This is a genomic window from Nostoc sp. NMS9 (assembly GCF_017114995.1).
Classification (GTDB): Bacteria; Cyanobacteriota; Cyanobacteriia; order Cyanobacteriales; family Nostocaceae; genus Nostoc.
The window spans coordinates 1-26560 of sequence record NZ_JABXKL010000005.1; the positions used below are offsets into that span (position 1 = coordinate 1).

The following is a 26560-nucleotide window of genomic DNA, read 5'->3' on the forward strand; positions in this document are numbered from 1 at the left end:
CTGACAATCGTCTGCCCATCCGGGCTAATGGCGACAGAATAGACCCTACCCTGATCACCACGGAAGGGTTCAGCCAAGGGCTGACCTTGGAAATTCCACAACAACCGCACTCTACCGTCATCACCGCCACTGACAATCGTCTGCCCATCCGGGCTAATGGCGACAGAATAGACCCTACCCTGATAACCACGGAAGGGTTCAGCCAAGGACTGACCTTGGAAATTCCACAACCGGACTCTGCCGTCATCACCCCCACTGACAATCGTCTGCCCATCCGGGCTAATGGCGACAGAATAGACCCTACCCTGATAACCACCGAAGGGTTCAGCCAAGGGCTGACCTTGGAAATTCCACAACCGGACTCTGCCGTCATCACCCCCACTGACAATGGTCTGCCCATCCGGGCTAATGGCGACAGAATTCACCCTACGCTGATTACCACCGAAGGGTTCAGCCAAGGGCTGACCTTGGAAATTCCACAACCGGACTCTGCCGTCATCACCCCCACTGACAATGGTCTGCCCATCCGGGCTAATGGCGACAGAATTCACCCTACGCTGATTACCACCGAAGGGTTCAGCCAAGGGCTGACCTTGGAAATTCCACAACCGGACTCTGCCGTCATCACCCCCACTGACAATGGTCTGCCCATCCGGGCTAATGGCGACAGAATTCACCCTACGCTGATTACCACCGAAGGGTTCAGCCAAGGGCTGACCTTGGAAATTCCACAACCGCACTGTGCCGTCATCACCGCCACTGACAATCGTCTGCCCATCCGGGCTAATGGCGACAGAATAGACCCTACCCTGCTCACCACCGAAGGGTTCAGCCAAGGGCTGACCTTGGAAATTCCACAACCGGACTGTGCCGTCTTCACCGCCACTGACAATGGTCTGCCCATCCGGGCTAATGGCGACAGAATTCACCCTACGCTGATTACCACCGAAGGGTTCAGCCAAGGGCTGACCTTGGAAATTCCACAACCGGACTGTGCCGTCTTCACCGCCACTGACAATGGTCTGCCCATCCGGGCTAATGGCGACAGAATTCACCCTACCCTGATGACTACAGAAAGGAGTTAAGACCTCCATCGCTTGTTGCAGGCTATTCTGAACTGGAGTGAGAATTTGCTCTGGCATTTTCTCCAGATTCTCACCTATGACTTGTATTGCCATAACCGAAGCTGTGAGAGGTTGGACAGGGAGTATGTTCTTGATAATTGCTGTTTTGTCTTGCAAAAACTTTTCAACGCGGACTCTGTGAGCAACTTGCCGTTCGGCACTCCGTTCTTCTTCATAAGCAAGGCTGAGCTGATAAAAGTCCTTGGCTTGAGATGATAAATTAGGCTTTAACTTTTCCCAATTGTTCTGCACCTCTGCTAACAATCCTTTTTGCATGAGGTATTGTTCATCTTTCTTTTTATGCAACCACTCTCGCAAAGCATCGGCTAATTTATCATGTAACCGCCGTAAGTCTCGGTCTTGTTGTCGCCACTCCCAAAACCTCTCCCAACCCTCAATTAAGGCTTCATGGGCTAAATCAATCCACGCTTTTTCTTGTTCATCTTTCCCAGCTACCAGCAAACGTCCTTTCACCAATCCTTCATCTACCAATTCACTTAATGCTTCCTGCTTTTCTTGCTCATTACCAGCAATGGCTAACAGTTCAGCTTTTGGTTGGCGCTGTCGCGTATCCTTTTCTCCCTCTCCCGTCCGCACTAATCGCAGGAAAATTTGCTTAATCCAGTCTTTCTCTTGTTCATTTCGTTCTTGAGTCGGGGAATCTTGCTGATAATCTTCGTAAAGATAAACATTTTCTGCATGAAGATTTAGCGCCCCTGTCAATCCTTGGAAGTTTTCATACTGTTCTAGGGTGAGTTGATGCTTTTGTTGGTCACGTTTTTCCCAGAGTCTAGTTAAAGCAAACTCCATCAACGGCAAGTATCCTGGTTCTTTACCAACATCTTCTAAAATTTTTAGTACTAGTCTTTCTTCAACACTATGACCTTGAAGTTTAGCAGGTTCGGTTATTGTCTCTTTTAAATCAACACCAGTGATACGCAGCATCAAAACAAGCTGATTTTCAATCAATTTATTTAAAGACAGATAGTCTGAACATGGTTCGAGAAAATCCGATCGCATGGTAATCACAACTTTCAACCGCGAATCGGTCATCTCTACTACCTGAGTCAGCAATTCAATAAATCTCTGCTTTTCTTCAGCAACAGAGACAGTAAATAGTTCCTCAAACTGATCTACTACCAATAAAAATTTTTCTGCACCAGTGAGATGATCCAAAATTACAGGTAAAGGATTCGCTTCATTAGTAATCAACTCCCAAAGCAATTTTTCTTTTCTCGCTCCTGGAAAAAATGCTTTCAGAACTCCTCGCAATTCCTGCAAAGGCTGAAATCCCGGCTTGATTGGCGGTAAAATTTGCCAGACACTATCATCTAATTCTGGAATCAAACCCGCCTGAACCACAGAAGATTTACCACTCCCGGAAGCGCCAATAATCGGAACAAAGGGCTTTAGTGCCAGTTTCTCCAGAATCTTCCTTACTACCTGCTTGCGCCCAAAGAAAAACTGTTTTTGTTCCGCTTCAAAGGCTTTTAAACCTTGGTAAGGACATTCATCTTTTACCTCAAAGGTTTGAGCTTGTGTTTGATTTTTGTGGGTAATTAGAGTAATGGAACGCCCCCAACCCATGCGGATTGGTTCTTGACCACTGCTTTTAAGTTTTGTGGCAAGTATATCGAAGAGGCGATCGCCTGTCACTTTTCCATGATCATTGGTGTTCTCTGGTGACAAACCAGCCAGCAAAGCTGTTGTAAAAATACTGTGTTGTGCGTTTTTTTTGGCATAGGCTTGTTGAAAACCTCTGCAAGCAGCAACAAAGTAGTAATCGCGCTGTGAAATAAAGGCAGTAAGAGTTTTTTCGATGAGATTGCGTTCTAAAAATTCACCACTATGACAGCAATCTAATAGCACTACTAGACTACTCAAGTCGGAGTCTCTAATTAAATTGTTCAGGCTCAGAAGACTAATCCCGCCTGTTTGCTCAATAATCTGATTGCCTTGAGTGACAACTGTCAAGTCAGAGGTTGCTAGATATGCTTGTTGTGTTCCTAAGCTGTCAGATACGGTGATGCCATGCCCTGTAAAGTAAATTAACGCTTCGTTTTTAACTGCTTGTTGTTGCAAAAGTGTTTTGAAAGCTTCAGCCAACTTAGTTGTACTAACTTTCCCTTTGAGAACAGCAATATCCTCAAAATCACCATGCGCTTTTAGTACTCGTTCCACCGCTTCTGCATCCGTAGCTGGTTTTGTGAGGTTGGAAAGCTGATTTGTATAATCTGTAATGCCAACAACAAGCGCGTAACGAGCCATCTATACATATTTAAGTTGTCTGTTACAGAATAAGATAACGTAAATACACCTAAAATCTGAGGGCTTGATGTCGAACATAGAACGTTTAGTCTTTGAAGAAGACGGGGAAATCTATACAATTCTGTTCGAGTCAAAGGAAACACCAAATATACCAGAAGTTGTCACACCGGAGGTTGATGAAGAGAAAGAATCCTACGGCTTTCGGGAAGATGCATTTGTCAAGATTGAGGAAGTTCACCATCAAATTCGAGCTTATACCAAATATGCCATTGGCGCTTTTAAAAATTTAGGTGCTGCTGAAGTCGAAGAGGTGACTCTGAAGTTTGGCTTGAAGATCGGCGGAAAAACTGGTATCCCCTTCGTAACTGAAGGTTCGGCGGAGAGTAATTTTGAAATTGAGGTGAAGTGTAAGTTTCCTGAAAACAAGCAAAATTCCAGTACTTGAGGTTTTGCTTTAGCAGCGATGAGCTTTATACCTTCAGCTATGCGAAACATTATGGAAGCGATGTCTTTGATGGGCTACGTCTACGCCTTTCATTAACCATAATTTACCCTTGAATCTCGGATGTTGCTGTTCAAAGCACGAAGTTCCGAGTTAAAAAGGGGAGCCATCGCCCTCCACTCACCATCATTCACCTTTGGATCTCGGACGTTGCTGTTCAGAGCTTCAAGTTTCGTCTTCTCATCTCGAAATTCCATGTTCTGAGGTTGAAGCTTCGAGTTCAGAACTCGGAACGCCGAGCAATTTACTCCAACATCCGAGTTCTTAGCTTCAATATTGCACCTAAGAAGTGCAATGTTGAAGCTATTTTCTACAACACTGCTGCTTGAGGCTTGGATTTCCGAGATTTACGGGCGAACCTTTGCCCCATTTCCTCAACTACTCCATCTAAACCAGCGCCTTGTCCACTAGCTTTGGCATAGTTATACACCTGCAACGCGGCTGCATAAGCTTCACTGCCCACTGCTATAGATGTATCATCCAGCAACTCTTGTAATTGTGACAAAGACAGCAATACTGGATACAAAGCTTCAAATAATTGTACGTCTTTCCGCATCTCATCGAGGTCAAACGATCGCGGCAAAAACTCTGGGTTCTGTGTCGCTACTTCCAATGCTTTGCTGACAAAGGCGCGGCTTTTATCTCCCATCTTGGGTAAAGCTTTACGCTCCTCGTTACTTAAATCAATCAAAAATGGTAATTTGTCTTTTATTGTAGCGATCGCTTGTAACACAGCATCTCTATCTGATTGCGCTAGTGTTGCACTAATTGGGGCTGTGGACATAGAAATTAGTCTCCAGTATGTTGCTTAATTTTAGAGTGCCCACATATACAATTTAAATTTCAATAACACCAATAAAAATTCCAAGTTCAAAAGGTGAGTTTCGTCAAAGTACGGGTTACGCCTAAGCCTTTCACTCACCATAATTTATACCAATTTTAAAAAAGAATGTGACAAATAGACCATTTGTAGAGACGCGATTCATCGCGTCTTTACCCAAGGATGTGTTGCAATCATTAATTGAATTGGTATTACCCTTGGATCTCGGCTGTTGCAGTTGTGAACATAAAATTCCGAGTTTTGAGCATGAACCTCCAAATTTTGAAGGAGAAAACTGGAGTTCTGAGCCTAAATAGTGAAGATAATAAGTCTCTTTTTCGTATTCTCCTCTTTTTACCTACTGCTTTGATAGCCGTTTGCAATTGAGTCGAGTACAGACCTTCTTAGAGGTACGGCAATGCCGCGTTTTTACCCACTGACTTTACTCCAAACATATTTTTGGCAGGTTTCGCAGGCAGCTTTTGCTTCCTCTGTTTGCGGATTGGTGAAGACGGGATGGTAACGTAATCTGTCACAACAGACTTGCAACCATGCACGCCAGTCACCGCGCCACAAACGCACAGTGCCATCTTTACCGCCGCTAACAATTGTCTGCCCATCGGCGCTAATGGCAACAGAATAAACCCAACCCTCATGACCACGTAAAGGTTCAGCCAAGGGAAGACCTTGCAGATTCCACAACCGCACAGTGCCGTCATCACCGCCGCTAACAATCGTCTGCCCATCGGCGCTAATGGCGACAGAATAGACCCAACCTTTATGACCACGCAAAGGTTCAGCTAAGGCAAGAGCTTGCAGATTCCACAACCGTACAGTGCCATCAGTACCACCACTAACAATCGTCTGCCCATCGGTGCTGATGGCGACAGAATTGACAAAACCCTCATGACCAGGCAAAGGTTCAGCTAAGGCAAGACCTTGACGATTCCACAACCGCACAGTGCCGTCATCACCGCCACTAACAATCGTCTGCCCATCGGCACTGATGGCGACAGAATTGACATAACCCTGATGACCACGCAAAGGTTCAGCTAAGAGAAGACCTTGCAGGTTCCACAAGCGCACCGTGCCGTCACTACCACCACTGACAATCGTCTGCCCATCGGTACTGATAGCGACAGAATAGACCCAACCCTCATGACCACACAAAGGTTCAGCTAAGGGAAGACCTTGCAGGTTCCACAACCGCACCGTGCCGTCAGTACCGCCACTAACAATCGTCTCACCATCGGCGCTGATAGCGACAGAATAGACCCAACCCTTATGACCACGCAAAGGTTCCGCTGAGGTCAGACCTTGGTGGTTCCAAAAGCGCACCGTGCCGTCAGTACTACCACTGACAATTGTCTGCCCATTAGTACTGATAGCAACAGACCTAACATTACCCTCATGACCACGCAAAGGTTCAGTTAAGGGAAGACCTTGGCGATTCCACAACCGCACAGTGCCGCCATCACTGCCACTGACAATCGTCTGCCCATCAGTGCTGATGGCCACAGACCTAACATTACCCTCATGACCACGCAAAGGTTCAGCTAAGGAAAGACCTTGGCGATTCCACAACTGCACCGTACCATCAGCACCGCCACTGACAATGTTCTGTCCATTGGCGCTGATGGCCACAGACCTCACATTACCCTCATGACCATACAAAGGTTCAGCCAAGAGAAGACCTTGGTAATTCCACAACCGCACCATACCATCGGCACCACCACTGACAATCGTCTGCCCATCGGCACTGATGGCGACAGAAGAGACATCATTTTTATGTCCACGCAATGGTTTAGCTAAGGGAAGACCTTGGCGGTTCCACAACCGCACCATACCATCGGCACCGCCACTGACAATCGTCTGCCCATCAGCGCTGATGGCGACAGAATTGACATTACCCTGATGACCACGCAAAGGTTCAGCTAAGGAAAGACCTTGCAGGTTCCACAACCTGACTGTACCGTCACTACCACCACTAACAATCGTCTGCCCATCAGCGCTGATGGCGACAGAATTGACATTACCCTGATGACCACGCAAAGGTTCAGCTAAGGAAAGACCTTGCAGGTTCCACAACCTGACTGTACCGTCACTACCACCACTAACAATCGTCTGCCCATCAGCGCTGATGGCGACAGAATTGACATTACCCTGATGACCACGCAAAGGTTCAGCTAAGGAAAGACCTTGCAGGTTCCACAACCTGACTGTACCGTCACTACCACCACTAACAATCGTCTGCCCATCAGCGCTGATGGCGACAGAAGAGACATTACCCTCATGACCACAGAAGGGAATCGAGACTCTTGCTTTATTCACCACCCGATTCAAACTGTTCTGAACTGGTGCAAGAATCTGCTGGGGTAGTTTCTCTTGATTCTCCCCCATAGCTTGAATTGCCAAAACTAGACTATCTAGCGGTTGTAAGGGCAATAAATCGTCTACTCTAGCCGCTTTCTCTCGCAACTGAGATTCAGTAAGCACCCTTTCCATCTCAGCAATCCGGTCTTTGTCATTGGCATCGCTGCGCTGGTAAAAATTTTCATCTTGTTGGGGTGATTGCAAATGGGGCTGCAATTGTTGCCAGCTATCCCTCACTTGGGCCAGCAATCCCTTTTGCATTAAATATTTGTCATCCGGTCTTTCGTTCAACCATTCCCGTCGGGTATTTTCTAATGTATCGCTCAACGGTCGCAAGTCTCGGTCTTGTTGTCGCCACTGGGCAAACTGCTGCCAACTTTCAATTAAAGCTTCATGGGCTAAATCAATCCAGACTTCTCCTTTTTCATCTTTCCTGGTAACTAATAAGCGTCCCTTAACTAATCCTGCTTCACCATCTAGCAACTCACTAAGTTGTTGCTGTTGATTGGCATCATCACCTGCAATATTTAATAATGTGGCTTTTGGTTGGTGCAGTCGGCTATCCTTTTCTCCTTCTCCCGTTCGCACTAACCGCAGAAAAATCTGCTTAATCCATTCTTTCTCTTGCTGAGTGCGTTCTTGAGTTGGGGATTCTTGCTCATAATCTTGGTAGTGATAAACATTTTCTGCATGGAGATTTAACACCGCAGTTAATCCTCCCAACTTCTCATACTCTTCTTGGGTAAGTTGATGTTTCTTTTGCTCGCGTTTCTCCCAGAGTTTAGTTAAGGCAAACTCTAACAATGGCAAACTCCCTGGTTCTTGTTGAAGATTTTGGAGAATTTTTAATACTCCTGCTTCTTCAACACTATGAACCTGAAGCTTGGCAGGTTTCGCGATTGTCTCCTTTAAATCAACTCCAGTTAAAGGTGGTATAACAACTGCCTGGGTTTGAATCAGGTGAGTCAGAGAAGGATTATCTAAAGAGGATTCAAGAAAATCACCTCGCATAGTAATTACAACTGCTAACCGCGAATCATGAATCTCTACTACCCCAGTCAGTAGTTCAATAAATCTCTGCCGTTCTTCCTTATCTATACAAACTGTAAATACTTTCTCGAACTCATCTACCACCAGCAAAAATTTTTCTGTGTTAACCACAGCCTCTGCATCATTAATAAGTTTAGTCAGGCTGCCTAAACTGTTGTCATTCTGAGCAATTTCAACCACAAGGGCGTATTGTGTCATCTTGTTTTGTTAAAACTATTGAGAAAATTACCTCTGTGCTTTAAAATACCCAAATTAACTAGTGATTTACCCACTAGAGTTAAAAACTCTAGATTTAAAATTCCAGTAGCGGTTGAGCAATACGCGGTAGAAGCACAATATTAAAGTCTTAGTGACTGGGATAAGCTCTATACCTTGTAGTCCGGTAGTAATTACGGGAGCGATGTCTAAGGGCGGGCTACGACCAGTTAAATTTCAGCTTAAGTTGACACCAATGGGCATTACCGTGCCACTACCTTGAGAAAAATCTCACATCGCGCTAGTCTTCATTGACGTAACTGCACGCTGTAACATTAGGCGATGACAAATCAACTCTCTCCGAAAATTCCCTCTTGCACTTGGAGCCGTCCCATCGGCTTAGGCTGGGATAAACCTTATACCGTTCGCTATGCAAGTAATATTGATGATGGCCCTTGGCATGGTATGCCTTTAGGCGGCTTTGGTGCAGGTTGCATCGGTCGTTCTTCACGGGGAGACTTTAACCTGTGGCACATCGACGGCGGTGAGCATACCTTCAAAAACGTTCCCGCTTGTCAATTCAGTGTGTTTGAATCCAATAGTACATCTTCCCAAACCTACGCTTTGTCTACCCAAGCGCCCGATGATGGTACTCTCAAAGCGTGGCAATGGTATCCAACAACTCCCGACACAGAGGGGACGGGCAATTATCACGCGCTATATCCACGTAGCTGGTTTGTGTATGAAAATGTATTTCAAGCACAGTTGACTTGTGAGCAATTTTCCCCAGTCTGGGCAGGTAATTACCAAGAAACTAGCTACCCTGTAGCAATATTCCTCTGGAATGCTCATAATTCCACAGATGCACCGATTACTCTCAGCATTATGCTCACTTGGCGAAATATGGTGGGCTGGTTTACAAATGCTCTCAAATCTCCCGAAGTGCGGGTGCGCGATGATGGTAGTCCGGTTTACGAATACCAACTGCGCTGGGGCGAAAGTCAAGGAAACTACAACCAGATAGTTGAAAATACACAACAGTTTGGCTGTGTTTTAGGTCGGGTTGATAGTGATGAACCTTTGCAAGAAGGCGATGGAACTTGGTGTATTGCGACGCTGAAACATCCCCAAGTGGAAGTATTTCACCACAGCCGCTGGAATCCTGAAGGTACGGGTGAGGAAATATGGGAAAGCTTTGCCCAAGATGGCTCTTTGCCTAATTATGTTGATACTACTCCAGCAACAGAGAATACACAAATCGGGGCTGCGATCGCAATCCGTTTCACTCTTCAACCAGGTGAAACTCTCGAAATTCCCTTTGTCCTCGCTTGGGATTTGCCGATCACAGAATTTGCGGCTGGAGTTAACTATTACCGCAGATATACAGACTTTTTTAGTAAAAATGGAAACAACGCTTGGGCGATCGCATCGACTGCGTTACAAGAATACCAAACCTGGCGATCGCAAATTCAAAGTTGGCAAAAACCCATTCTCGACCGGGAAGATTTACCCAACTGGTTTAAAATGGCTTTATTTAATGAGCTTTATGACCTTACCAGCGGCGGTACTCTCTGGAGTGCAGCGTCAGAACTTAACCCCATCGGTCAGTTTGCGGTGCTGGAGTGCTTAGATTACCGTTGGTATGAAAGTCTAGATGTGCGCTTGTATGGCTCTTTTGCCCTGGTGATGCTATTTCCAGAATTAGAAAAGTCGGTAATGCGGGCATTTGCACGGGCGATTCCTCAAGGTGATGATACTCCCCGAATAATTGGCTATTATATGACAATTAAGGCAGAAAGCCCGATTGCAGTTCGCAAAGTTGCAGGTGCAACACCCCACGATTTAGGCGCACCGAATGAACACGTCTGGGAGAAAACTAACTACACCAGCTATCAAGACTGTAATTTATGGAAAGATTTAGGTAGTGATTTTGTCTTGCAAGTATACCGTGATTTTTTGCTCACGGGTGCTGACGATGTAGAATTTCTGGCAGATTGTTGGAATGCGATCGTTCAAACCCTCGACTACCTGAAAACTTTTGACCTCGACGGCGATGGGATTCCTGAAAATTCTGGTGCGCCCGACCAAACTTTTGATGATTGGCGGTTACAAGGAGTCAGCGCCTATTGTGGGGGGTTGTGGTTGGCGGCGTTAGAGGCTGCGATCGCAATTAGCGATATTTTATTAACTTACCAGACAGGTAACACAACGGAGTTGACGGCGCAAAAATCCACTTATGAAACTTGGTTACAACAATCTCTTCCTATTTACCAAGAAAAACTCTGGAATGGGGAATATTACCGCCTTGATAGTAAAAGTGGTTCCGATGTGGTAATGGCAGATCAATTGTGCGGACAATTCTACGCTCGTCTGCTGGACTTACCTGATATTGTACCGAGCGATCGCGTCCTTTCTGCTCTGAAAACTGTTTATGACGCTTGCTTTTTGAAATTCTGCAATGGTGAGTTTGGTGCTGCTAATGGTGTTCGTCGTGATGGTTCACCAGAAAATCCCAAAGCTACTCATCCCTTAGAAGTTTGGACGGGGATAAACTTTGGGCTGGCGGCTTTTCTCGTGCAGATGGGAATGAAAGATGAAGCGTTGAAGTTGACGCAAGCTGTGGTGCAGCAAATTTATGAAAATGGTCTGCAATTTCGCACGCCGGAAGCTATCACCGCAACTGGAACTTTTCGCGCTAGCACTTACCTGCGGCCAATGGCGATTTGGGGAATTTACTTAGTTATTAATTGATTGACTATCAAAGCGGTTCTCGTTTTGAGCAACACACGTAGATGTTATTGGTGTCAACTTAAGCTGAAATTTTCTGACTGTATGAGTTTTACCCCCAGCCCTTCTCCAAAAATTAGCAGAAGGAAGGAAATTCTCCAGTTCCCCTTCTCCCATATTGGGAGAAGGGGTTAGGGGATGAGGGCAACCCTAGAACCCTTACTCTTAGCTAACTTCTACCTTAAGTTGATACCTATGACAGATGTGCGTCTTTACCAAACTTAACCTGTCTTCATCTGAGAAAGCAGACTTTAGATTTGTGATTTTATTTTCCGAGTGTTTCCGGAAGCGAAGGAAAATTTCAGTAATGGTAAGAGTTGAAGCATTGAGAATTTAAGACTAATGTTTCAAAAAATGCAAATATTACTAGCTTTAGCTATAAATATTGCTAATAGTTCCAGACTACGTTCACAATTAAAAGCTAGGTTATGACGTGCCTATTCCTTTAACTCAACAGCAAAGTTTATCAGATTGTGGCGTTGCGTGTTTAGCAATGATTAGCCAACACTAGGGCATACGCTTAAACCCCTACAGTTTGCGTAACTTAACGCCAGTAAATCTTACATGTGCATTTCACCAGCCTTTAGTAGAAGCAGCCCAAACTTGCAGGATATGAAGCGCTATCAGTGAGGACTAGTCTAAGTAAGGTGGACTCATACTATAACTCTTGGATAGCTCATTGTCAAGTAATTCATTGTGTAGTTGTCTGGAGAGATAAAGGCGATCGCATATTGATTTTTGAGCTTTTACCACCATTTAGCCTAATTACTACTACATTTGTAATCTCAATTTTATAAATTTGTTAGATATTCATACATATATAAATCACTGCTGAATCAACTTAATAATATTTTGTGTTGATTAGCTTTATACCTATTCTTAAATTCTCTAATATTCTACAGACTTAGCCTGCTACATTATTTTGAGTAAAGTTATCCATTTGCGGACTTTTTCTTGACTCAGCGAAGGCTCTTTATAACTATATTATCACTAACCAGTAATTTGATTTTACAACTGGTCTATTTTATGATTACTGGCTGATCATTATGAAATTTTTACGAGCGGTTGACAGCGATTATATTTAGATACGCTAAAGCCGTAGTTTTTGCAAACCAATAAAGACAAGTCTAATAAGTATTATCGTCTAATCGAACTTATTGAAAAATAGGTTCAATCCTATAGCTGTGAACGATTTTATTCTCTATTACCTAATATTTTTGCAAGTTGTTTTACATTCTATTTAATGGTATTGTTTTCTAGTCACTCGACAATAATAAAGGTTTTAAAATCATATCGGGTGAGGGGTAACACCCCTCAAGAATTAGCAAAGGAGGACAAAACTAAAAGCTGCACAATACACAAGTAAGTATCGGAATATATTCAGTAAATTTGACCTATAAATATACTAGATTAGTAGATGACATTAACGACAAAAAATAGTATAAATACGACTGGTGTTGTTAATGCTCAAAGATAAATATATTTTCTCTCTTAGTCTAAAAAAATATGCAAACTTCCCGGAAATTGCCTAATTCAACAGTAGTAAGAAATATAAGCGTGTGAGCCAAGAAAATTTATTTACTTATGGATTTTTATCCCTTGTAAACATCAAACACCGCTCCATTGCTGATATTTTGCCATAAGCAATTCAAGATTTGCAAAAAGGCTAGTGCAGTCTGTACACCTCAATTGAAACATCAACAATCGCAGAGAAGAAAATAGTTTACTTCACCCCAAACAACTAAACACTATGATGAATCAAGACATTGCTGGTATTAGTAGTAACTTAGATAAGACAGTGAAAGCTCAACAGTTTGACAAAGTAGTTGAAGCAATTCTTGCTGGAAAGTATTCCTGGGCATGTGTTTTAATGCTGCGATTTGGTGGTTATAATCCTCTCCATTACATTCCATATCGCACCTACAATCGATTGCTCAAAGAGAACTCTCAAGCAGATAGGACAAAACAACAGCAAAGTGAAAATCTAAAAATGCTGAAACATGCTCATGATTCCCAGTCTGATAATAATGTGCCATCAAGCTGCTTAAGCAAAATTAAAGACGTAGCTTATCTAGAAGTAGTTAGAAAGCAAAAAGCAGAAATCTGTGCTGGTAGTTTAGACCAGAGATTGACACAGCAAATTAACGAACATCAATCAAGCAAATCGCCATTAAAACCAGAAAATGTTCAAGACATTTCCTTGAAATCCTGTGGATTCAATTAAAAAGTATTTGGAATCAATAGATTCTGTTCTAAAGTTGATTGATTATCTGAAAGCCTGTTATGCTAATTTGAAATTTATAGCATGACAGGTTTTCTATCGCAGTCATTAATTTGATAGTATTTTGCAAAAATCTGCCAAAATGGCAAATATATACTAATGATATTGGTAAACTAATAACAACTACAATTTAAACTAAAATAGAGGTGATTTGGCAAGCAAGTTAATTTAAAAAATAAAATCAACGATTAGTTCTAACTATGAAATAAATCAAACTGATTACAAAAGTAGTCAGCATTTCATGGAGTAAATAACTCCTAGACCAAGACCAATAATCCAACCGTTGCTACTGGTGGTTCTTTTTCTGAGGAAGTCTGAGCACAGATAATTTGGGAAGGTGGATTCCCCCAATCCAAATTTTACACAGCTTTCACTGACTGCAGACGGTGCAAGTAATGGTGATAAAACTTTCTATCCTGTGGTTGGTGTTGCTTTAGTTAATAAAGCAAACGCTTAACATCAATTCCAGGAACGGAAATAGAAAAGTTACGGTGAAATTATTGTCCTTGGCTGGTAGAACTAGTAGCTCATACGCTTCTCTTTCGACTATTGTAATCCTAGTCCTCCTAACCTGGATTATCTTTGGTTTCTAAACTTTCAATTTATATACAACTACTGGAAGTTCAAAACTTGAATAGCTTCCAGTTTTTTATCTGTATATAAAAATAAATAAGGTAGGCAATTTGCCCACCTTATTTTTTGTGAAGACTAGGGTGAAATTAATCTATAACCCTTGTAGAGACGTAGCACCGCTACGTCTCTACATTCTTTTTCACTTCCATGTTTAATGATTGGTTAATTAAAAAACGAATTAAACCTTAGCTAATTCTGGAGTAGGACTCTTGCTGTTGCGAATTGCTGTAATAGCCTCAGTATAATCTTTTGCGTTAAACACAGCTGAACCGGCGACGATCGCATTGGCTCCCGCTTCCAAAACTTGCCAGGTATTATTTGCCTTCAGTCCCCCATCTACTTCAATCCACGGGTCAAGACCACGTTCATCACACATTTGGCGTAGCTTGCGGATTTTGGGTAATATACCAGGGATAAAGCTTTGACCACCAAAACCAGGGTTGACGCTCATAATTAGTACTAAATCGCACAAATCTAAAACGTATTCAATTAGTTCTAGAGGGCTGCCAGGATTAAGTACAACTCCAGCTTTCTTACCAAGCTCTTTAATTTGCCCCAAGGTGCGGTGCAGGTGTGGAGAAGCATTATGTTCGCAGTGTACGGTGATATGATCGGCACCCGCCTTAGCAAAATCCTCTACATACTTTTCTGGCTCCACAATCATCAAATGGACATCCAGTGGCTTGGTTGTAATCGGACGAATCGCCTCCACAATCAGAGGGCCTATCGTAATATTAGGTACAAAACGACCGTCCATGACATCAACATGAATCCAATCTGCTCCAGCCGCGTCTATGGCGCGAATTTCGTCACCCAGACGACTAAAATCGGCTGATAGGATAGATGGAGCAATTACAATGGGCTTTTGAGATAGGTTTTGGGTCATGGCTAGTGGATTTTTAAGCGTCCTCGTCTGTACGCATTGTAACAAAACATTGAACAAGACTCATAATTTTGATCCCGGTTTTTTGGGGAGTGGGGACAAGGAGAATAACCTATACCCAATGCCCAATGACTAATGACCAATGACTAATGACCAATGACTAATGACCAATGACTAATAACTAATGACTAAAAAACTAACTTGGATATTTTGGGGATTAACTGCTTCTTGTCTGAGTGCGCCGGTAATTGCTTCAGCTTTAGAATCTGCACTAGGAACTAATGGCATTGATGCTCTGAAGTTACACAAACCTCCTTATAATTTAATCGGTCGTAAGATTGCTATTGGTCAAGTGGAAATTGGCCGACCGGGAATGTTTGGATGGGATAAGGCAGTGTCTAAAAATCGTGCCATATCTTTAGCAGCGGTTTTCTTACGCAATGGCCCAGCTAAGTCTAATACTGGTGTTGACCCCCACGCCTACAATGTTGCTGGTGTGATGGTGAGTCAAGACAAAGCTTTGCCAGGAGTTGCGCCGGGAGCGCGATTGTATTCATCAGCGGTGGGTTCGACTAAAAATATGGGTCAGCCAGAGGAGTGCTTATCGGCACAGCACATAGCGCTCCAAAATGGTGGCGATGTCCGTGCGATTAACTTTAGCTTTGGGGAACCTCTGAGCCGCGATCCTCGACCGGAAGCTACTTTAGACGGCAATGCTTTACTAACTTTATGTGTTGACTGGTCTAGTCGCGCTCATGATGTTTTGTATGCGATCGCTGGCAACCAGGGTAAAGGCGGTATTCCTATTCCTACAGATAATTTTAACGGAATAAATGTGGCTTTTTCATCGCGCCGAGGTGGAGTTTTTAACAAAGTAGATGTGGCGAATCTGGCGGGTGTTAACCAAGGGGTGAATGGAAGACTCGCTGGAAGGGAATTTGACCTTGATGGGCGTCGCGCTATCAGTTTAGTTGCTCCTGGAAATAATATTCCTTTGCTCAATCCAGATGGCAAATTGAACAAGGTTACAGGTACAAGTTTTGCAGCACCTCAAGTTACAGCTACTGTTGCTCTGTTGCAGGAACTTGCTGACCGACAGATGCGGACAAAACAACCCCACTGGAGCATTGATTCTCGGCGTCATCAAGTGATGAAAGCTGTATTGCTGAATTCAGCAGACAAACTTCTAGATAGCGGCGATGGCTTACGGTTGGGAATGACTCGGACGCTAATTGATAAGCAAAATCAAAACTGGCTAGATTCTGATGCTTACAAAGATCCAAAGATTCCCTTGGATGCCCAAATGGGAGCGGGTCATTTGAATGTATTTCGCGCTTATCAGCAATTTAGTGCTGGTCAATGGCAGGCATCAACTGCGGTGCCGGCTATTGGTTGGGATTATCGCACAGTTGATGTTGGAGCATCTGTTGACTATATATTAGCAAAACCGTTAAAGCAGGGAAGTTTTGTTGCTGTCACCCTGAGTTGGGATCGATTGGTGGAACTCAACGATAAAAATAAAAACCAGCAATATGACGTAGGCGAAAATTTTCGCGATCGCGGTTTGAATAATCTCGACCTCTACTTGGTCAAAGCTGATGCTCAAAATTCTGATGCTGGTGCTGTTTGCTCCTCAATCAGCCAAATTGATAGTGTAGAACATATTTTCTGCCCCGTTACTGTTACTGGAAATTACAAAATCCGTGTCCAGTTTCGTCAAAAGCTCAATGAAGCGACTCAACCCTACAGTTTAGCTTGGTGGAGTGTACCTATTAATTGAAATAGGACAGCACAAATATCTGTGTAAAATTACAGCGTTTTTCTCGTTCCCATGCTCCGTATGGGAACGAGATTTCGTGCCTCTGAGAAACGTTATTCAATCTATAAAAACCTAACAGAAGTGGTTATTTTATGATTACGTAGCTTACAATACGTTTATACGTAAAGATAAAAATTCTTAGAAATCAAAATTTTTTATAACTCGTCTGTATAGCCGTCTCAATAAGGAATTAGCAACTCCATAAGTTGTGTTTAATTCCTCTAAGCTACTAATTTGCTGTTACGAAAACTGTAACAGTCCCATTTTCCTATTGGAGTAAATGCAATAGTTAGTCATTGACACAGTATCTGCGTCAACTCTGAGCACAAATCGGGAATCTTTGGCAAGTGAGGTAGCAGAATGAATCGCCAGAAATTGAGTGATGCAAAAGAAAATTTCCTGCAAAGACGTTACGGTGTTAGTCTGGGCAGACGTTATGCGCTGGCTGCTGCAAGTGTTGTTCTATTCAGTGTATTAGGGTGTTCTCAAGTCGATAGTAATAAAAGTGCCCTTGCCCAATCTAGTTTACCTCAGCCAGAAACTCCATTGCAAAAAAAAACAGCCAACACTGATACAAAAATTGTTGAGTCTAGCAATAAGTTTGGCTTCAAACTATTTTCAGAAGTTCTGAAAAACGATCGGGGTGAGAAAAATATTTTTATCTCACCTTCGAGTGTTGCGATCGCTCTTGCTATGACTTACAACGGCGCTAGCGGTTCGACTCAACAAGCAATGGCAAAAACCCTGGAATTACAGGGGATGAATCTACCAGAAATCAACTCTTCTTACGCGGCGGTATTAAAACAGCTTTTAGACAATTCGGATACGAAAGTGCAATTGAAAATTGCTAACTCACTTTGGGCAAATCAAGATGTTAGCTTTGCACCAGACTTTCTCAAGAGAACCCAGGACTTCTATCAAGCCAAAGTCAGCAATTTAAACTTTCAAGATGCCGCCGCATCTAGTATTATCAATAACTGGGTCAAAGAAAATACTAACGGCAAAATCACTAAAATAGTTGAAAACATTGAACCAGATCAGGTGTTATTTCTGATTAATGCCATATATTTTAAAGGTAATTGGAGTAACGAGTTTGACAAAAAGCAAACTGCTCCATACCCTTTTTACATCACATTTGGCAGGCAAAAACAACAGCCAATGATGTCACAGAAGGGTGATTATAGATACTATGAAAGCGAAAAATTTCAGGCAGTTAGTTTACCTTATGGGAAAGATGGTAAGATAAGTTTTTATATATTCTTACCCAAAAAGAATTCTAACCTCAAAGCGTTTTATCAAAACTTGAATGTTGAGAACTGGGAAAAATGGATGACTCAGTTCAACAATCAAAAAGGTTTTATTCGCCTACCCCGCTTCAAAACAGATTACGATATTACACTCAATGATGCTTTAAAAACTTTAGGTATGGGGGAGGCTTTCAGCAACAAAGCCAATTTTTCTGGCATGGGTAAAAATTTTGCCATTAGCCAAGTTAAGCATAAAACTTTTGTTGAAGTAAACGAAGAAGGTACGGAAGCGGCTGCGGCTACTTCAGTGGGAATAGTAGCAACATCTTTGAGACAAGAACCAGAACCATTCCGAATGATTGTTGATCGCCCCTTCTTCTGTGCCATCAGGGATAATCAGACGGGAAACATTTTGTTTATGGGTTCAATTATCGAACCACAATGAGGATGTAGGAGGGATTGAAGACTTCATCTTTTTAAAAGATAACTTCCAAAAAATAAAATCCTCAGTGAATATAAATAATTAATTTACATTCACTGTATGTGCAGATAATAATTTTTAGAAGTCATTATCCGTAAAAGGAACTATGGACGGTGAAAATCTTTTTAGTGATGGGGAAAATTCTAACCTCGCGGCAGAATCATCTGTTTGTGATAGTTCCAGTTCAATTGTTTGCTGCTCTTTTTCATCAAAAAGCAACTGAATTTGATAACTTGTCCAGAATTGTTCACCTAGCTCATCTTCTAAATCAAAAGGCTGTTCTTCATCACCCCATATATTCGACCAAAGGACTATTTGATTAGCCCGAAAATGGTTTTGACCTTTTGTATCTCCAACTACAAAATATACTTCGACATTTAAATCAAATCCCAAATCATCGACTTCTGTCTCTGCTATCTGACAGCTAACGACAATTAAACTATCTGGGTTAATATCTACTACCTGCTGTTGGCGTTGTAATAATTCTTGAAATACAAAACTAGGTAATAACTTTGAACTCTCCTCAAGTAGGTTTTTTTGAGTTTCTGGGGAGTAACGAGTTTTTAATTCTTGCGTGATTAAATTTAAAATATCTTCACTGCCTAAATTGACAACTATCAGTTTATTTGTGGGATTAAGGAAACATCCTTGATTAAGGTTAATGTGTTTTTTAATTGGCATAGTTCTCTAAAATCCTTTGAATGCAAACGGATAATTTACAAATCAAGCTCAAACAAAGGTAAGGAATAAATATTACTTTAGCTTCTGTTCTATATTTTTAGCAAGACAACAAAACCATGACTAAAGTCACAGATCAAACATACACAAGATAAACAATAGTTGTTAAATTAGTAATGATTTGCAATAATTGTCCAGTTATATCAGGTTCGATTTCTATCGGGGCTTGTGACTGATTTTTCTTACTCTTTCAGCAACATCGTTTTTTATGTGTAGATTAATTGGCTATCTTGGTAACGCCATCCTCTTAGATGAGTTGCTGTATAAACAAGAGCATTCGCTCTACAAACAAAGTTACAGTCCTTTGGAATTAAAATCAGGAGTAGTTTGTGGAGACGGAGTAGGTGTAGGCTGGTACAACGAAGTGGGTAAACCCTTTATTTACCGAAATACTATCCCGCTGTGGAACGAGCCGAATCTGGAAGAGTTGAGCAACTATGTACAATCCAGTTGTACTGTAGGCTATGTCCGATTAGCTGGGATAGGTGAATCGCTCGACATTAGCAATTGTCAGCCATTTCGTAGTGGGAAACTTTTGTTTGTGCATAATGGCGAGATATCAAACTTTCAACAAACTCTTTGTAGACCAATACGTGAGAGCCTCTCTGATTCCACTTACCGCCTGATTAAAGGTACGACTGACTCTGAACACATCTTCGCCCTACTAGTCGAAATATGGCAGTCGTCTCCAGACAGCACTCTGTTGTCAGCATTAAATACCACACTTCAAAAATTGACTGAGTTGGCATCAAAACATGACACCAGCTTTAGTGCCAATGTAATTGTCAGTGATGGTCAAGCAGTTGCAGCAATTCGCTATGCTTATCGCACACAAGCACCTACTCTTTATTGGTCTTATGATGAACTCAAGCAGCCAAACCAAGTTATTGTTGCTTCTGAGCCTTTATCCAATAACCAAAATTGGACTGCTTTTGGTGAGCAAAGTGCGCTATTTGTTGAAGCCCAGTCATTACAGCCAACAATTAGCCTGTTGGAGAGATTTGTTCCCATTGGGGTTTAAATAAGCATTGCGATCTGAATTCTTCTTCAAGGCTCCCTTGTACTCTGTCCACCACTATACCCACGCAAGCTGGAGCGATCGCATACTTACTTATAATTCTTAGAAAAAAATGGTAGCTGTTCGTTCGCTTATTTTAGAGATGGCAAGATGAATTAATGCCTTGAGAGGAAAGGAATAGGACGATTTTCCAACCCAATTGCATAACGCCTGCCATTTCTCAGTAGTGTGGAGAACAGCAATAGCGCAATACTTGGCTAAAAGGTAGTTTACCACCGTTGGCAAAGCCTCTCATCGTTGATTGTGCCGAGAGTATGAGTAGTATAAAATGATTTCCTAAGACCTCAACGTAAGGAATGCCCTGTTGCCTGATTCAATCCAATTTCAGTTACCCTGAATGACCAAAATAGTTTTATGATTCTCTACGAAAGCATATTTGAAATTATTTAGGTTTACTACCAAAATATTCTCAAGCTCATTCTAAAACATAGTGAATAGTAAATCACCTTTAGCTAAATTCGTGCAATGCTGGTTTTGAACTTTCTTCCAGGGTCAAATAAAGTACAGGGAGATGTAAAAGTATGGTTGAACACTCATTTCATGACCAACTGAGTTTAGAGGAACAAACTGAAAAACTCGGAAAGCAAGCAGTAAGCTTGGGTTTGATTCCCAGCTTTGTGGTACATTACTTTCCTGATACTTGGGTATTTTATATACCTAATGAAAGTCAATCGGAACCGCTGACACCAGAAGAGGCATACTTTCGTTTAAAGCAACTGGTTAAACAGTAGATATTTTGACGACAGATTTTTGAAGATAACGGCTAGACACTGCAATTGTTAAGAAACAGTAGTTATGGCGAAACCAGCAATTTTAACCGTCGATGACGATCCAGAAGTGTTGCAAGCGGTGTCACGAGACTTGCGTCATCAGTATGGCGATCGCTTCCGCATTGTTCGGGCAGATTCAGGTATCACGGCTCTGGATGTGGTGCAGCAACTAAAATTGCGGAATGAGGCAATTGCTTTATTTCTAGTGGATCAACGTATGCCCCAAATGGGAGGCGTAGAGTTTCTAGAACAGGCAAAAGGCATCTTTCCCGATGCGAAACGTGCCTTGTTGACGGCCTATGCAGATACGGATGCTGCCATTAAATCGATTAATAGTGCCAGAATTGATTATTACTTACTCAAGCCCTGGAATCCACCAGAAGAGAGACTATATCCGGTTTTAGATGATTTGCTAGATGACTGGCTAGCTGGATTCCGCCCACCCTTTGAAGGCATTCGAGTCTTTGGTAATCGCTGGTCGCCTTTTTCACATCAGGTGAAAGACTTCCTAGCACGTAACCAGATTCCATACAAGTGGTTAGATATTGAACTGGAACCGGATGCCGCAAAATTAGTAGAATACGCACAAGCTGATGGCAGACAACAATTGCCATTGGTGCTGTTTCCCGATGGTTCCCGGTTAATTCAACCATCTAATTTAGAGATTGCCGCCAAAATTGGACTGCAAACTCAGGCAGAGCGACCCTTCTATGACTTAGCGATCGTGGGTGCTGGCCCTGCCGGACTGGCAGCCGCCGTCTATGGTGCTTCTGAGGGATTGAGTACTGTCTTAATTGAGCGTGAAGCACCAGGAGGACAAGCAGGTACAAGTTCGCGGATTGAGAACTATTTAGGGTTTCCTATTGGTTTGAGTGGCAGTGATTTGGCAAGGCGGGGAGTCACCCAGGCACGGCGATTTGGAGTAGAAATTCTCACTCCTCAAGTAGTAACTGGGGTTCGACTGGAAGATCCTTATCGGATTCTGCAATTGGCGGATGGTAGCGAGATTAGTTGCCATGCACTTTTAGTTGCAACCGGCGTTTCCTACCGTTGGCTAAAGGTTCCAGGAGCAGAGAAGCTCACAGGAGCAGGAATTTATTATGGTGCTGCCATGACTGAGGCGATCGCCTGCACCAACGAAGAGGTTTACTTGGTAGGTGGGGCAAACTCTGCTGGACAGGCAGCAATGCATTTTTGTAAGTATGCCAGCAAAGTGATTATGTTGGTGCGAGGTGAGTCACTATCATTGAGTATGTCTCAATATTTGATTGACCAAATTGCTGCGACTGAAAATATCAAAGTTTGCACAGGTTGCAGCGTCGTAGAAGTGAAAGGAGAGGAACATTTAGAAGCAATCGTGATTGCCCATGCCAACACTGGACAAACCGAAACCGTGCCAGCGCGATCGCTGTTTATCTTCATCGGTGCTAGCCCCAAAACTGATTGGCTCGATGGTGTTATTCAACGTGATGCTCAGGGGTTTATCATCACAGGCCCAGACTTGATGCATAATGGCAAATCTCCTCGTGGTTGGCCTTTGGAACGCTCTCCTTTTTTACTAGAAACCAACATTCCCGGAATCTTCGCAGCCGGAGATGTCCGCTATGGCTCAATTAAGCGGGTGGCATCCGGTGTGGGAGAAGGTTCGATCGCCATTCAATTTGTTCACCGCTACCTAAGTAATGTTTAGCTAAAGCGGCGAATACTAAGCTGTGTAAAATCTGCAAACCCTCTCCCCTCCTCCCGTTCGGCTACGCTCACGGCAAGCCTGCTCCTCTGCCTCCTGCCCCCTGCCTCCTTCATTTACTTGCGTTGATGCCAATTACCCCGATGATGATTAAGGCGATCGACACAAGTTTGATTAATGTGGCAGATTCCCGAAACCAAATAATACCAATAATAGCAATTAGAATAGTTCCCAATCCAGCCCAGACAGAATAGGCGACACTCACTTCAAGTCTCTTGAGAGCAAAGGTCAAAAAAGTAAAACAAAATCCATAGAAGACAAATATTAATACTGAAGGAACTATTTTAGTAAATCCCTGCGATAATTTCATGCAAGTTGTGCCTGAAACTTCAAAGAGGATTGCTAATATAAGGTAAATCCAACTTGTTGACATATTTTTTGTAAGTGGTTTGTTAAGAGCAACTCGCCCTAAAAATAGAATAAGCAGTCCTGAAGTAACTCATGAAAAATTTTTACAAGTGTAATATCAGTTCTCAATGAGGATGCTTTGGGGGAACGGCGTAGTCGGTAGGTAAATATATGCAGCTTCACAAAGAAACGGTATAGGTGTCTGACATTTAAAACCAAATATGCAGTAGTATAATTGAGGCTGATTCCGGGGCCTTATGGCGATGAAATTGCTCAAGCATTGGGGCAACGTCTGCTGTAGTATGATTGTGTTTTTGTCCTACTAATGGTATGAAAGATGACAGCTCAATTTGAATACAGCACTCTTGCCGATCCACAGGATATTCAGCAACTAATGTATATTCTTGAGCAGTGTTTCATCAGCGGAGTTGGTGGCGAGGAAGCTTATATCAATCTCATTGGCGTAGAAAATTTCCGTATTATTCGGGGATTTGGGCAATTAGTTGGTGGATTGGCAACTCTGGATATGGGTCAGTGGTGGGGTGGTGTGCGTGTACCAATGACAGGAATTGCCGCTGTGGGTATTGCTCCAGAGTATCGCGGTTCGGGAGCTGCGATCGCTCTCATGCAGCAGACGCTCAAAGAACTTTATGCTAGAGGTATACCGCTCTCTGCTCTTTATCCGTCTATTCAAAGCTTGTATCGAAAAGTCGGGTATGAGCAGGGGGGTAGCTGGTGTAATTGGGAAGTTTCTACTAAGAGTATCCAAGTACGAGAGCAACCCCTACCTTTGCAACCAATAGTGAGTATCAATCATCAAGTATTTCATCAACTATATCAGCAGCAGGCGAGACTAACGCATGGATATTTAGACCGACATCGAGCAATCTGGGAGCGCTTAATCCAGCCAGATGAGAAAGAAACATTTTACGCATATTTTATCGGTACAAAAGAGAAACCCGAAGGTTACATCCTCTTCAGTCAACATTCAAAAGAGGATGGCGCAATTTTGCGAATCAAAGATTGGGTAATTCTCACAGTAGCGGCTGCACAAACATTCTGGTCTTTTCTTGCCAGTCATCGCTCCCAAATTGAACACGTGCGATGGAGAAGTTCTGTGAGCGATTCCTTGACATTGCTGCTACCAGAGCAAACTGCCAAGCTTAGGCATACGATGCGTTGGATGCTGCGGGTAGTAGATGTAGTCAAGGCGCTGGAGATGCGGGGTTATCCTTTGGGAATTGAAACTGAATTGCACCTAGATATTCAAGATAATTTGCTAGATGCAAACAATGGTAAATTCATTCTTTCTGTTGCCAATGGACGCGGTGAAGTTACAAAAGGTGGAAAAGGTGAGTTGCAGTTAGATATCCGAGAATTAGCACCACTATATACAAGTTTGTTCGCTCCCTACCATTTACAAATAGCCGGAAAACTGCATGGGACACAAACCGCTATTTCAGCAGCTACGCAAATATTTGCAGGTAGCTCTCCTTGGGTGGCTGATTTTTTTTAATGTGAGATGTCAACGAACCTCTATGCGAGTTGAACTCAAGGTAAGCCTGTTCCTCTTTGAGGTAGGGACGGTTTTGCGTAGTCATATCATGTTCGCTAAATAGTTGCGATATGTCATTGCCAACGGAACGAAGTGCAGTGAAGCAATCTCAACACCTTTGCGATTGCTTCGCAACGCTTCGCTCTTGTGACAATTGTTCAACTGGACATGATATCAAATCACACAGAGGGATGTCCGTCTCCCAACAAATAAATGTAAAAAAGTTAGTTTCGGTGTGGCTTATTAAAGGAGCGGTATGTCAAAAAGGTAGGAAAAGTAGGAAAAGTACGATGTTTTGTATAAAAGCTTGATTTTTCCTGTGACGGTTTGATACATTAACTATAAAGTCAAAAGTCAAAAAAAAGACTTTTCATTTTGACTTTTGACTTTTTACTTTTGAATTCCCCCAAAGGGGGTTGACCAGCCAGCATCTTACTACCCCAGTAAGGCTTGCTGGCTGTTTTTAACTTCGGTTTATACCTTTGGCAAAACCCGCGATACTTTTTGGCACATTCATCTAATGTTTTGCCCAGTTGTAAAAAAGCTGGATGCCACTCCCTATCGGGAAGTCAAAAGTCAACAGTCAAAAGTCAAAAAATTATTTCTTCAACTTTTCTTTAGTTGTTATTATTGATTTAGCAATAATTTTAATCAACTGTTCGCATTCATCCAAAAGACTTAATATTTTCTCTTCAGACATCATTTCTGATTTAATTAAGAGCTTTAGCCAATATCTTGTTTCTTTTGCCTCTTTCAAAGCTATAGACTGCTTACTTATAAAATCTCTATCACTTTCAGCCGAACGAGATTCTTCAATATTTGCGCCTATTGATGTACCTGATCTAAATAACTGAGCAGCTAGCAATCGCGGTGTTCCTGGTTGCTTATCTAGATAAGAACAAAGTTTGCTTATTCTAACAGCAAACTCAAATGTTCTATCAGAAATTGGTATGTGATTATTCATACTAAAAACATAATCTGGCAAAAATATCATCACACTACGAGATGAAAGTACCTATTTTTTGACTTTTGACTTTTGATTTTTGAATTCCCCAAAGGGGCTGTACCAATTCAAGAAATGCATGATTTTGGGCAAGTCTTGGTGGGCGGCAGGTTCTATGAGATAGTGTACGTGGTTTGACAGAATGCACAGAGCATAAAGCTTAAAACCATATTTATCCAAAGCCTTTTTGATAGCATACAAAAAGACCTCACGACATTCTCGTTGTGCCAGGTTAAACTCGCGGTTGTTGCAGCGAGTAGTAACGTGGTAAGAAAATCCTGGTTGAGAAATTTCTCGGTTGGCGACTTTACCCCCCTTAATCCCCCTTTGGAAAGGCTAGGGTGTATACACAAGTCAAATTACCCCCCTTAATCCCCCCGATGTATTGGGGGGAAACAAGAAATCTAGTTCCCTCCCCTTTCCAAGGGGAGGGTTAGGGTGGGGTAAAACTGACGCGAAAACCAGGTGAGTAAACTATTTCAGACTTGTGTATACACCGTAGCCTTGGAAGGGGGAAAAAAGAAATCTAGTTCCCTCCCCTAATGCGTTCGCCAAAGTAACAAATGCGTTCGCCGAAATAACAAATGAGTTCGCCGAAATAACAAATGAGTTCGCCAAAGTAACAAATGCGATCGCCGAAATAGCAAATGCGATCGCCAAAGTAACAAATGCGATCGCCGAAATAACAAATGCGATCGCCAAAGTAACAAATGAGTTTGCCAAAATAACAAATGCGTTCGCCAAAATAACAAATATAGCGGTTCTCAATTGCGGGAAATACAGACCTAACCCCCCAGCCCCTTCCCTGCGTTCGCGCAGCGTCTCGTTGGCGCAGCCTCTCGTAGAGAAGAGAGGGAA

At 42.6% G+C, this 26560-nt stretch carries 20 protein-coding genes; 11 read left to right on the top strand and 9 right to left on the bottom strand.

The window, feature by feature from the left end; all coding sequences use genetic code 11:
• Positions 1 to 3392: caspase family protein (locus tag HWQ40_RS02055; protein WP_292774689.1), on the bottom strand; the 3392-nt coding region annotated here is incomplete at its 3' end.
• 67 nt (positions 3393 to 3459) lie between these two features.
• Here HWQ40_RS02055 and HWQ40_RS02060 point away from each other — a divergent pair.
• Positions 3460 to 3837 (top strand): CU044_2847 family protein, encoded by a 378-nt coding sequence (locus tag HWQ40_RS02060; RefSeq protein WP_292774690.1) that lies wholly within the window; start codon positions 3460 to 3462, stop codon positions 3835 to 3837.
• 367 nt (positions 3838 to 4204) lie between these two features.
• Here the strand turns inward: HWQ40_RS02060 and HWQ40_RS02065 are convergent, their stop codons facing one another.
• On the bottom strand, positions 4205 to 4678 hold the full coding sequence (locus tag HWQ40_RS02065; protein ID WP_292774691.1) for a hypothetical protein: 474 nt from the start codon (positions 4676 to 4678) through the stop codon (positions 4205 to 4207).
• 167 nt (positions 4679 to 4845) lie between these two features.
• Between HWQ40_RS02065 and HWQ40_RS02070 the strand changes: the two genes are divergently transcribed.
• On the top strand, positions 4846 to 5031 hold the full coding sequence (locus HWQ40_RS02070) for a hypothetical protein (RefSeq protein ID WP_292774692.1): 186 nt from the start codon (positions 4846 to 4848) through the stop codon (positions 5029 to 5031).
• A gap of 112 nt (positions 5032 to 5143) precedes the next feature.
• On the opposite strand, the gene HWQ40_RS02075 is transcribed toward HWQ40_RS02070, so the two are convergent.
• Positions 5144 to 8335 carry a WD40 repeat domain-containing protein gene (locus HWQ40_RS02075; protein ID WP_292774694.1) on the bottom strand — a complete coding sequence of 1064 codons (3192 nt, stop codon included), beginning with the start codon at positions 8333 to 8335 and terminating at the stop codon, positions 5144 to 5146.
• A gap of 339 nt (positions 8336 to 8674) precedes the next feature.
• On the opposite strand from HWQ40_RS02075, the gene HWQ40_RS02080 reads away from it, so the two are divergent.
• From HWQ40_RS02080 to HWQ40_RS02090, 3 genes are all read left to right on the top strand, one after another.
• The gene (locus HWQ40_RS02080; protein WP_292774695.1) at positions 8675 to 11083 is read left to right on the top strand and encodes a GH116 family glycosyl hydrolase; all 2409 of its coding nucleotides are present in this window, start codon (positions 8675 to 8677) and stop codon (positions 11081 to 11083) included.
• A 469-nt stretch (positions 11084 to 11552) separates the two neighbouring features.
• Entirely contained in the window at positions 11553 to 11630 is a 78-nt protein-coding gene (locus HWQ40_RS02085) for a cysteine peptidase family C39 domain-containing protein (RefSeq protein WP_292774920.1), read from the top strand.
• Positions 11631 to 12872: 1242 nt separating this feature from the next.
• Positions 12873 to 13343, top strand: a complete 471-nt coding sequence (locus HWQ40_RS02090; protein ID WP_292774921.1) for a HetP family heterocyst commitment protein — start codon at positions 12873 to 12875, stop codon at positions 13341 to 13343.
• Between the two features lie 868 nt (positions 13344 to 14211).
• Here HWQ40_RS02090 and rpe read toward each other — a convergent pair.
• On the bottom strand, positions 14212 to 14919 hold the full coding sequence (gene rpe / locus HWQ40_RS02095) for a ribulose-phosphate 3-epimerase (RefSeq protein ID WP_292774697.1): 708 nt from the start codon (positions 14917 to 14919) through the stop codon (positions 14212 to 14214).
• 181 nt (positions 14920 to 15100) lie between these two features.
• On the opposite strand from rpe, the gene HWQ40_RS02100 reads away from it, so the two are divergent.
• Both HWQ40_RS02100 and HWQ40_RS02105 read left to right on the top strand, forming a co-directional pair.
• On the top strand, positions 15101 to 16696 hold the full coding sequence (locus tag HWQ40_RS02100; RefSeq protein WP_292774699.1) for a S8 family serine peptidase: 1596 nt from the start codon (positions 15101 to 15103) through the stop codon (positions 16694 to 16696).
• 399 nt (positions 16697 to 17095) lie between these two features.
• On the top strand, positions 17096 to 18427 hold the full coding sequence (locus tag HWQ40_RS02105; protein ID WP_292774700.1) for a serpin family protein: 1332 nt from the start codon (positions 17096 to 17098) through the stop codon (positions 18425 to 18427).
• Between the two features lie 114 nt (positions 18428 to 18541).
• Here HWQ40_RS02105 and HWQ40_RS02110 read toward each other — a convergent pair whose 3' ends face one another.
• Positions 18542 to 19144, bottom strand: coding sequence for a hypothetical protein (locus HWQ40_RS02110; RefSeq protein WP_292774702.1), 603 nt, complete (start codon positions 19142 to 19144; stop codon positions 18542 to 18544).
• Positions 19145 to 19409: 265 nt separating this feature from the next.
• On the opposite strand from HWQ40_RS02110, the gene egtC reads away from it, so the two are divergent.
• From egtC to HWQ40_RS02125, 3 genes are all read left to right on the top strand, one after another.
• Entirely contained in the window at positions 19410 to 20222 is an 813-nt protein-coding gene (gene egtC, locus HWQ40_RS02115) for an ergothioneine biosynthesis protein EgtC (protein WP_292774703.1), read from the top strand.
• Positions 20223 to 20800: 578 nt separating this feature from the next.
• The gene (locus tag HWQ40_RS02120) at positions 20801 to 21010 is read left to right on the top strand and encodes a hypothetical protein (protein WP_292774705.1); all 210 of its coding nucleotides are present in this window, start codon (positions 20801 to 20803) and stop codon (positions 21008 to 21010) included.
• A gap of 64 nt (positions 21011 to 21074) precedes the next feature.
• Complete coding sequence (locus tag HWQ40_RS02125) at positions 21075 to 22739, top strand: FAD-dependent oxidoreductase (RefSeq protein WP_292774706.1); 1665 nt, start codon at positions 21075 to 21077, stop codon at positions 22737 to 22739.
• 109 nt (positions 22740 to 22848) lie between these two features.
• Here HWQ40_RS02125 and HWQ40_RS02130 read toward each other — a convergent pair whose 3' ends face one another.
• Positions 22849 to 23169 (bottom strand): multidrug efflux SMR transporter, encoded by a 321-nt coding sequence (locus tag HWQ40_RS02130; RefSeq protein WP_292774707.1) that lies wholly within the window; start codon positions 23167 to 23169, stop codon positions 22849 to 22851.
• Positions 23170 to 23481: 312 nt separating this feature from the next.
• On the opposite strand from HWQ40_RS02130, the gene HWQ40_RS02135 reads away from it, so the two are divergent.
• The gene (locus HWQ40_RS02135; protein ID WP_292774708.1) at positions 23482 to 24660 is read left to right on the top strand and encodes a GNAT family N-acetyltransferase; all 1179 of its coding nucleotides are present in this window, start codon (positions 23482 to 23484) and stop codon (positions 24658 to 24660) included.
• Between the two features lie 637 nt (positions 24661 to 25297).
• Here HWQ40_RS02135 and HWQ40_RS02140 read toward each other — a convergent pair.
• The 3 genes from HWQ40_RS02140 to HWQ40_RS02150 all read right to left on the bottom strand — a co-directional run bounded on the left by HWQ40_RS02140 (position 25298) and on the right by HWQ40_RS02150 (position 26425).
• Entirely contained in the window at positions 25298 to 25663 is a 366-nt protein-coding gene (locus HWQ40_RS02140; RefSeq protein WP_292774709.1) for a four helix bundle protein, read from the bottom strand.
• 51 nt (positions 25664 to 25714) lie between these two features.
• On the bottom strand, positions 25715 to 26023 hold the full coding sequence (locus HWQ40_RS02145) for a transposase (RefSeq protein WP_366933897.1): 309 nt from the start codon (positions 26021 to 26023) through the stop codon (positions 25715 to 25717).
• A gap of 153 nt (positions 26024 to 26176) precedes the next feature.
• Positions 26177 to 26425 carry a hypothetical protein gene (locus HWQ40_RS02150; protein ID WP_292774710.1) on the bottom strand — a complete coding sequence of 83 codons (249 nt, stop codon included), beginning with the start codon at positions 26423 to 26425 and terminating at the stop codon, positions 26177 to 26179.
• Between the last annotated feature and the right edge of the window lie 135 nt (positions 26426 to 26560).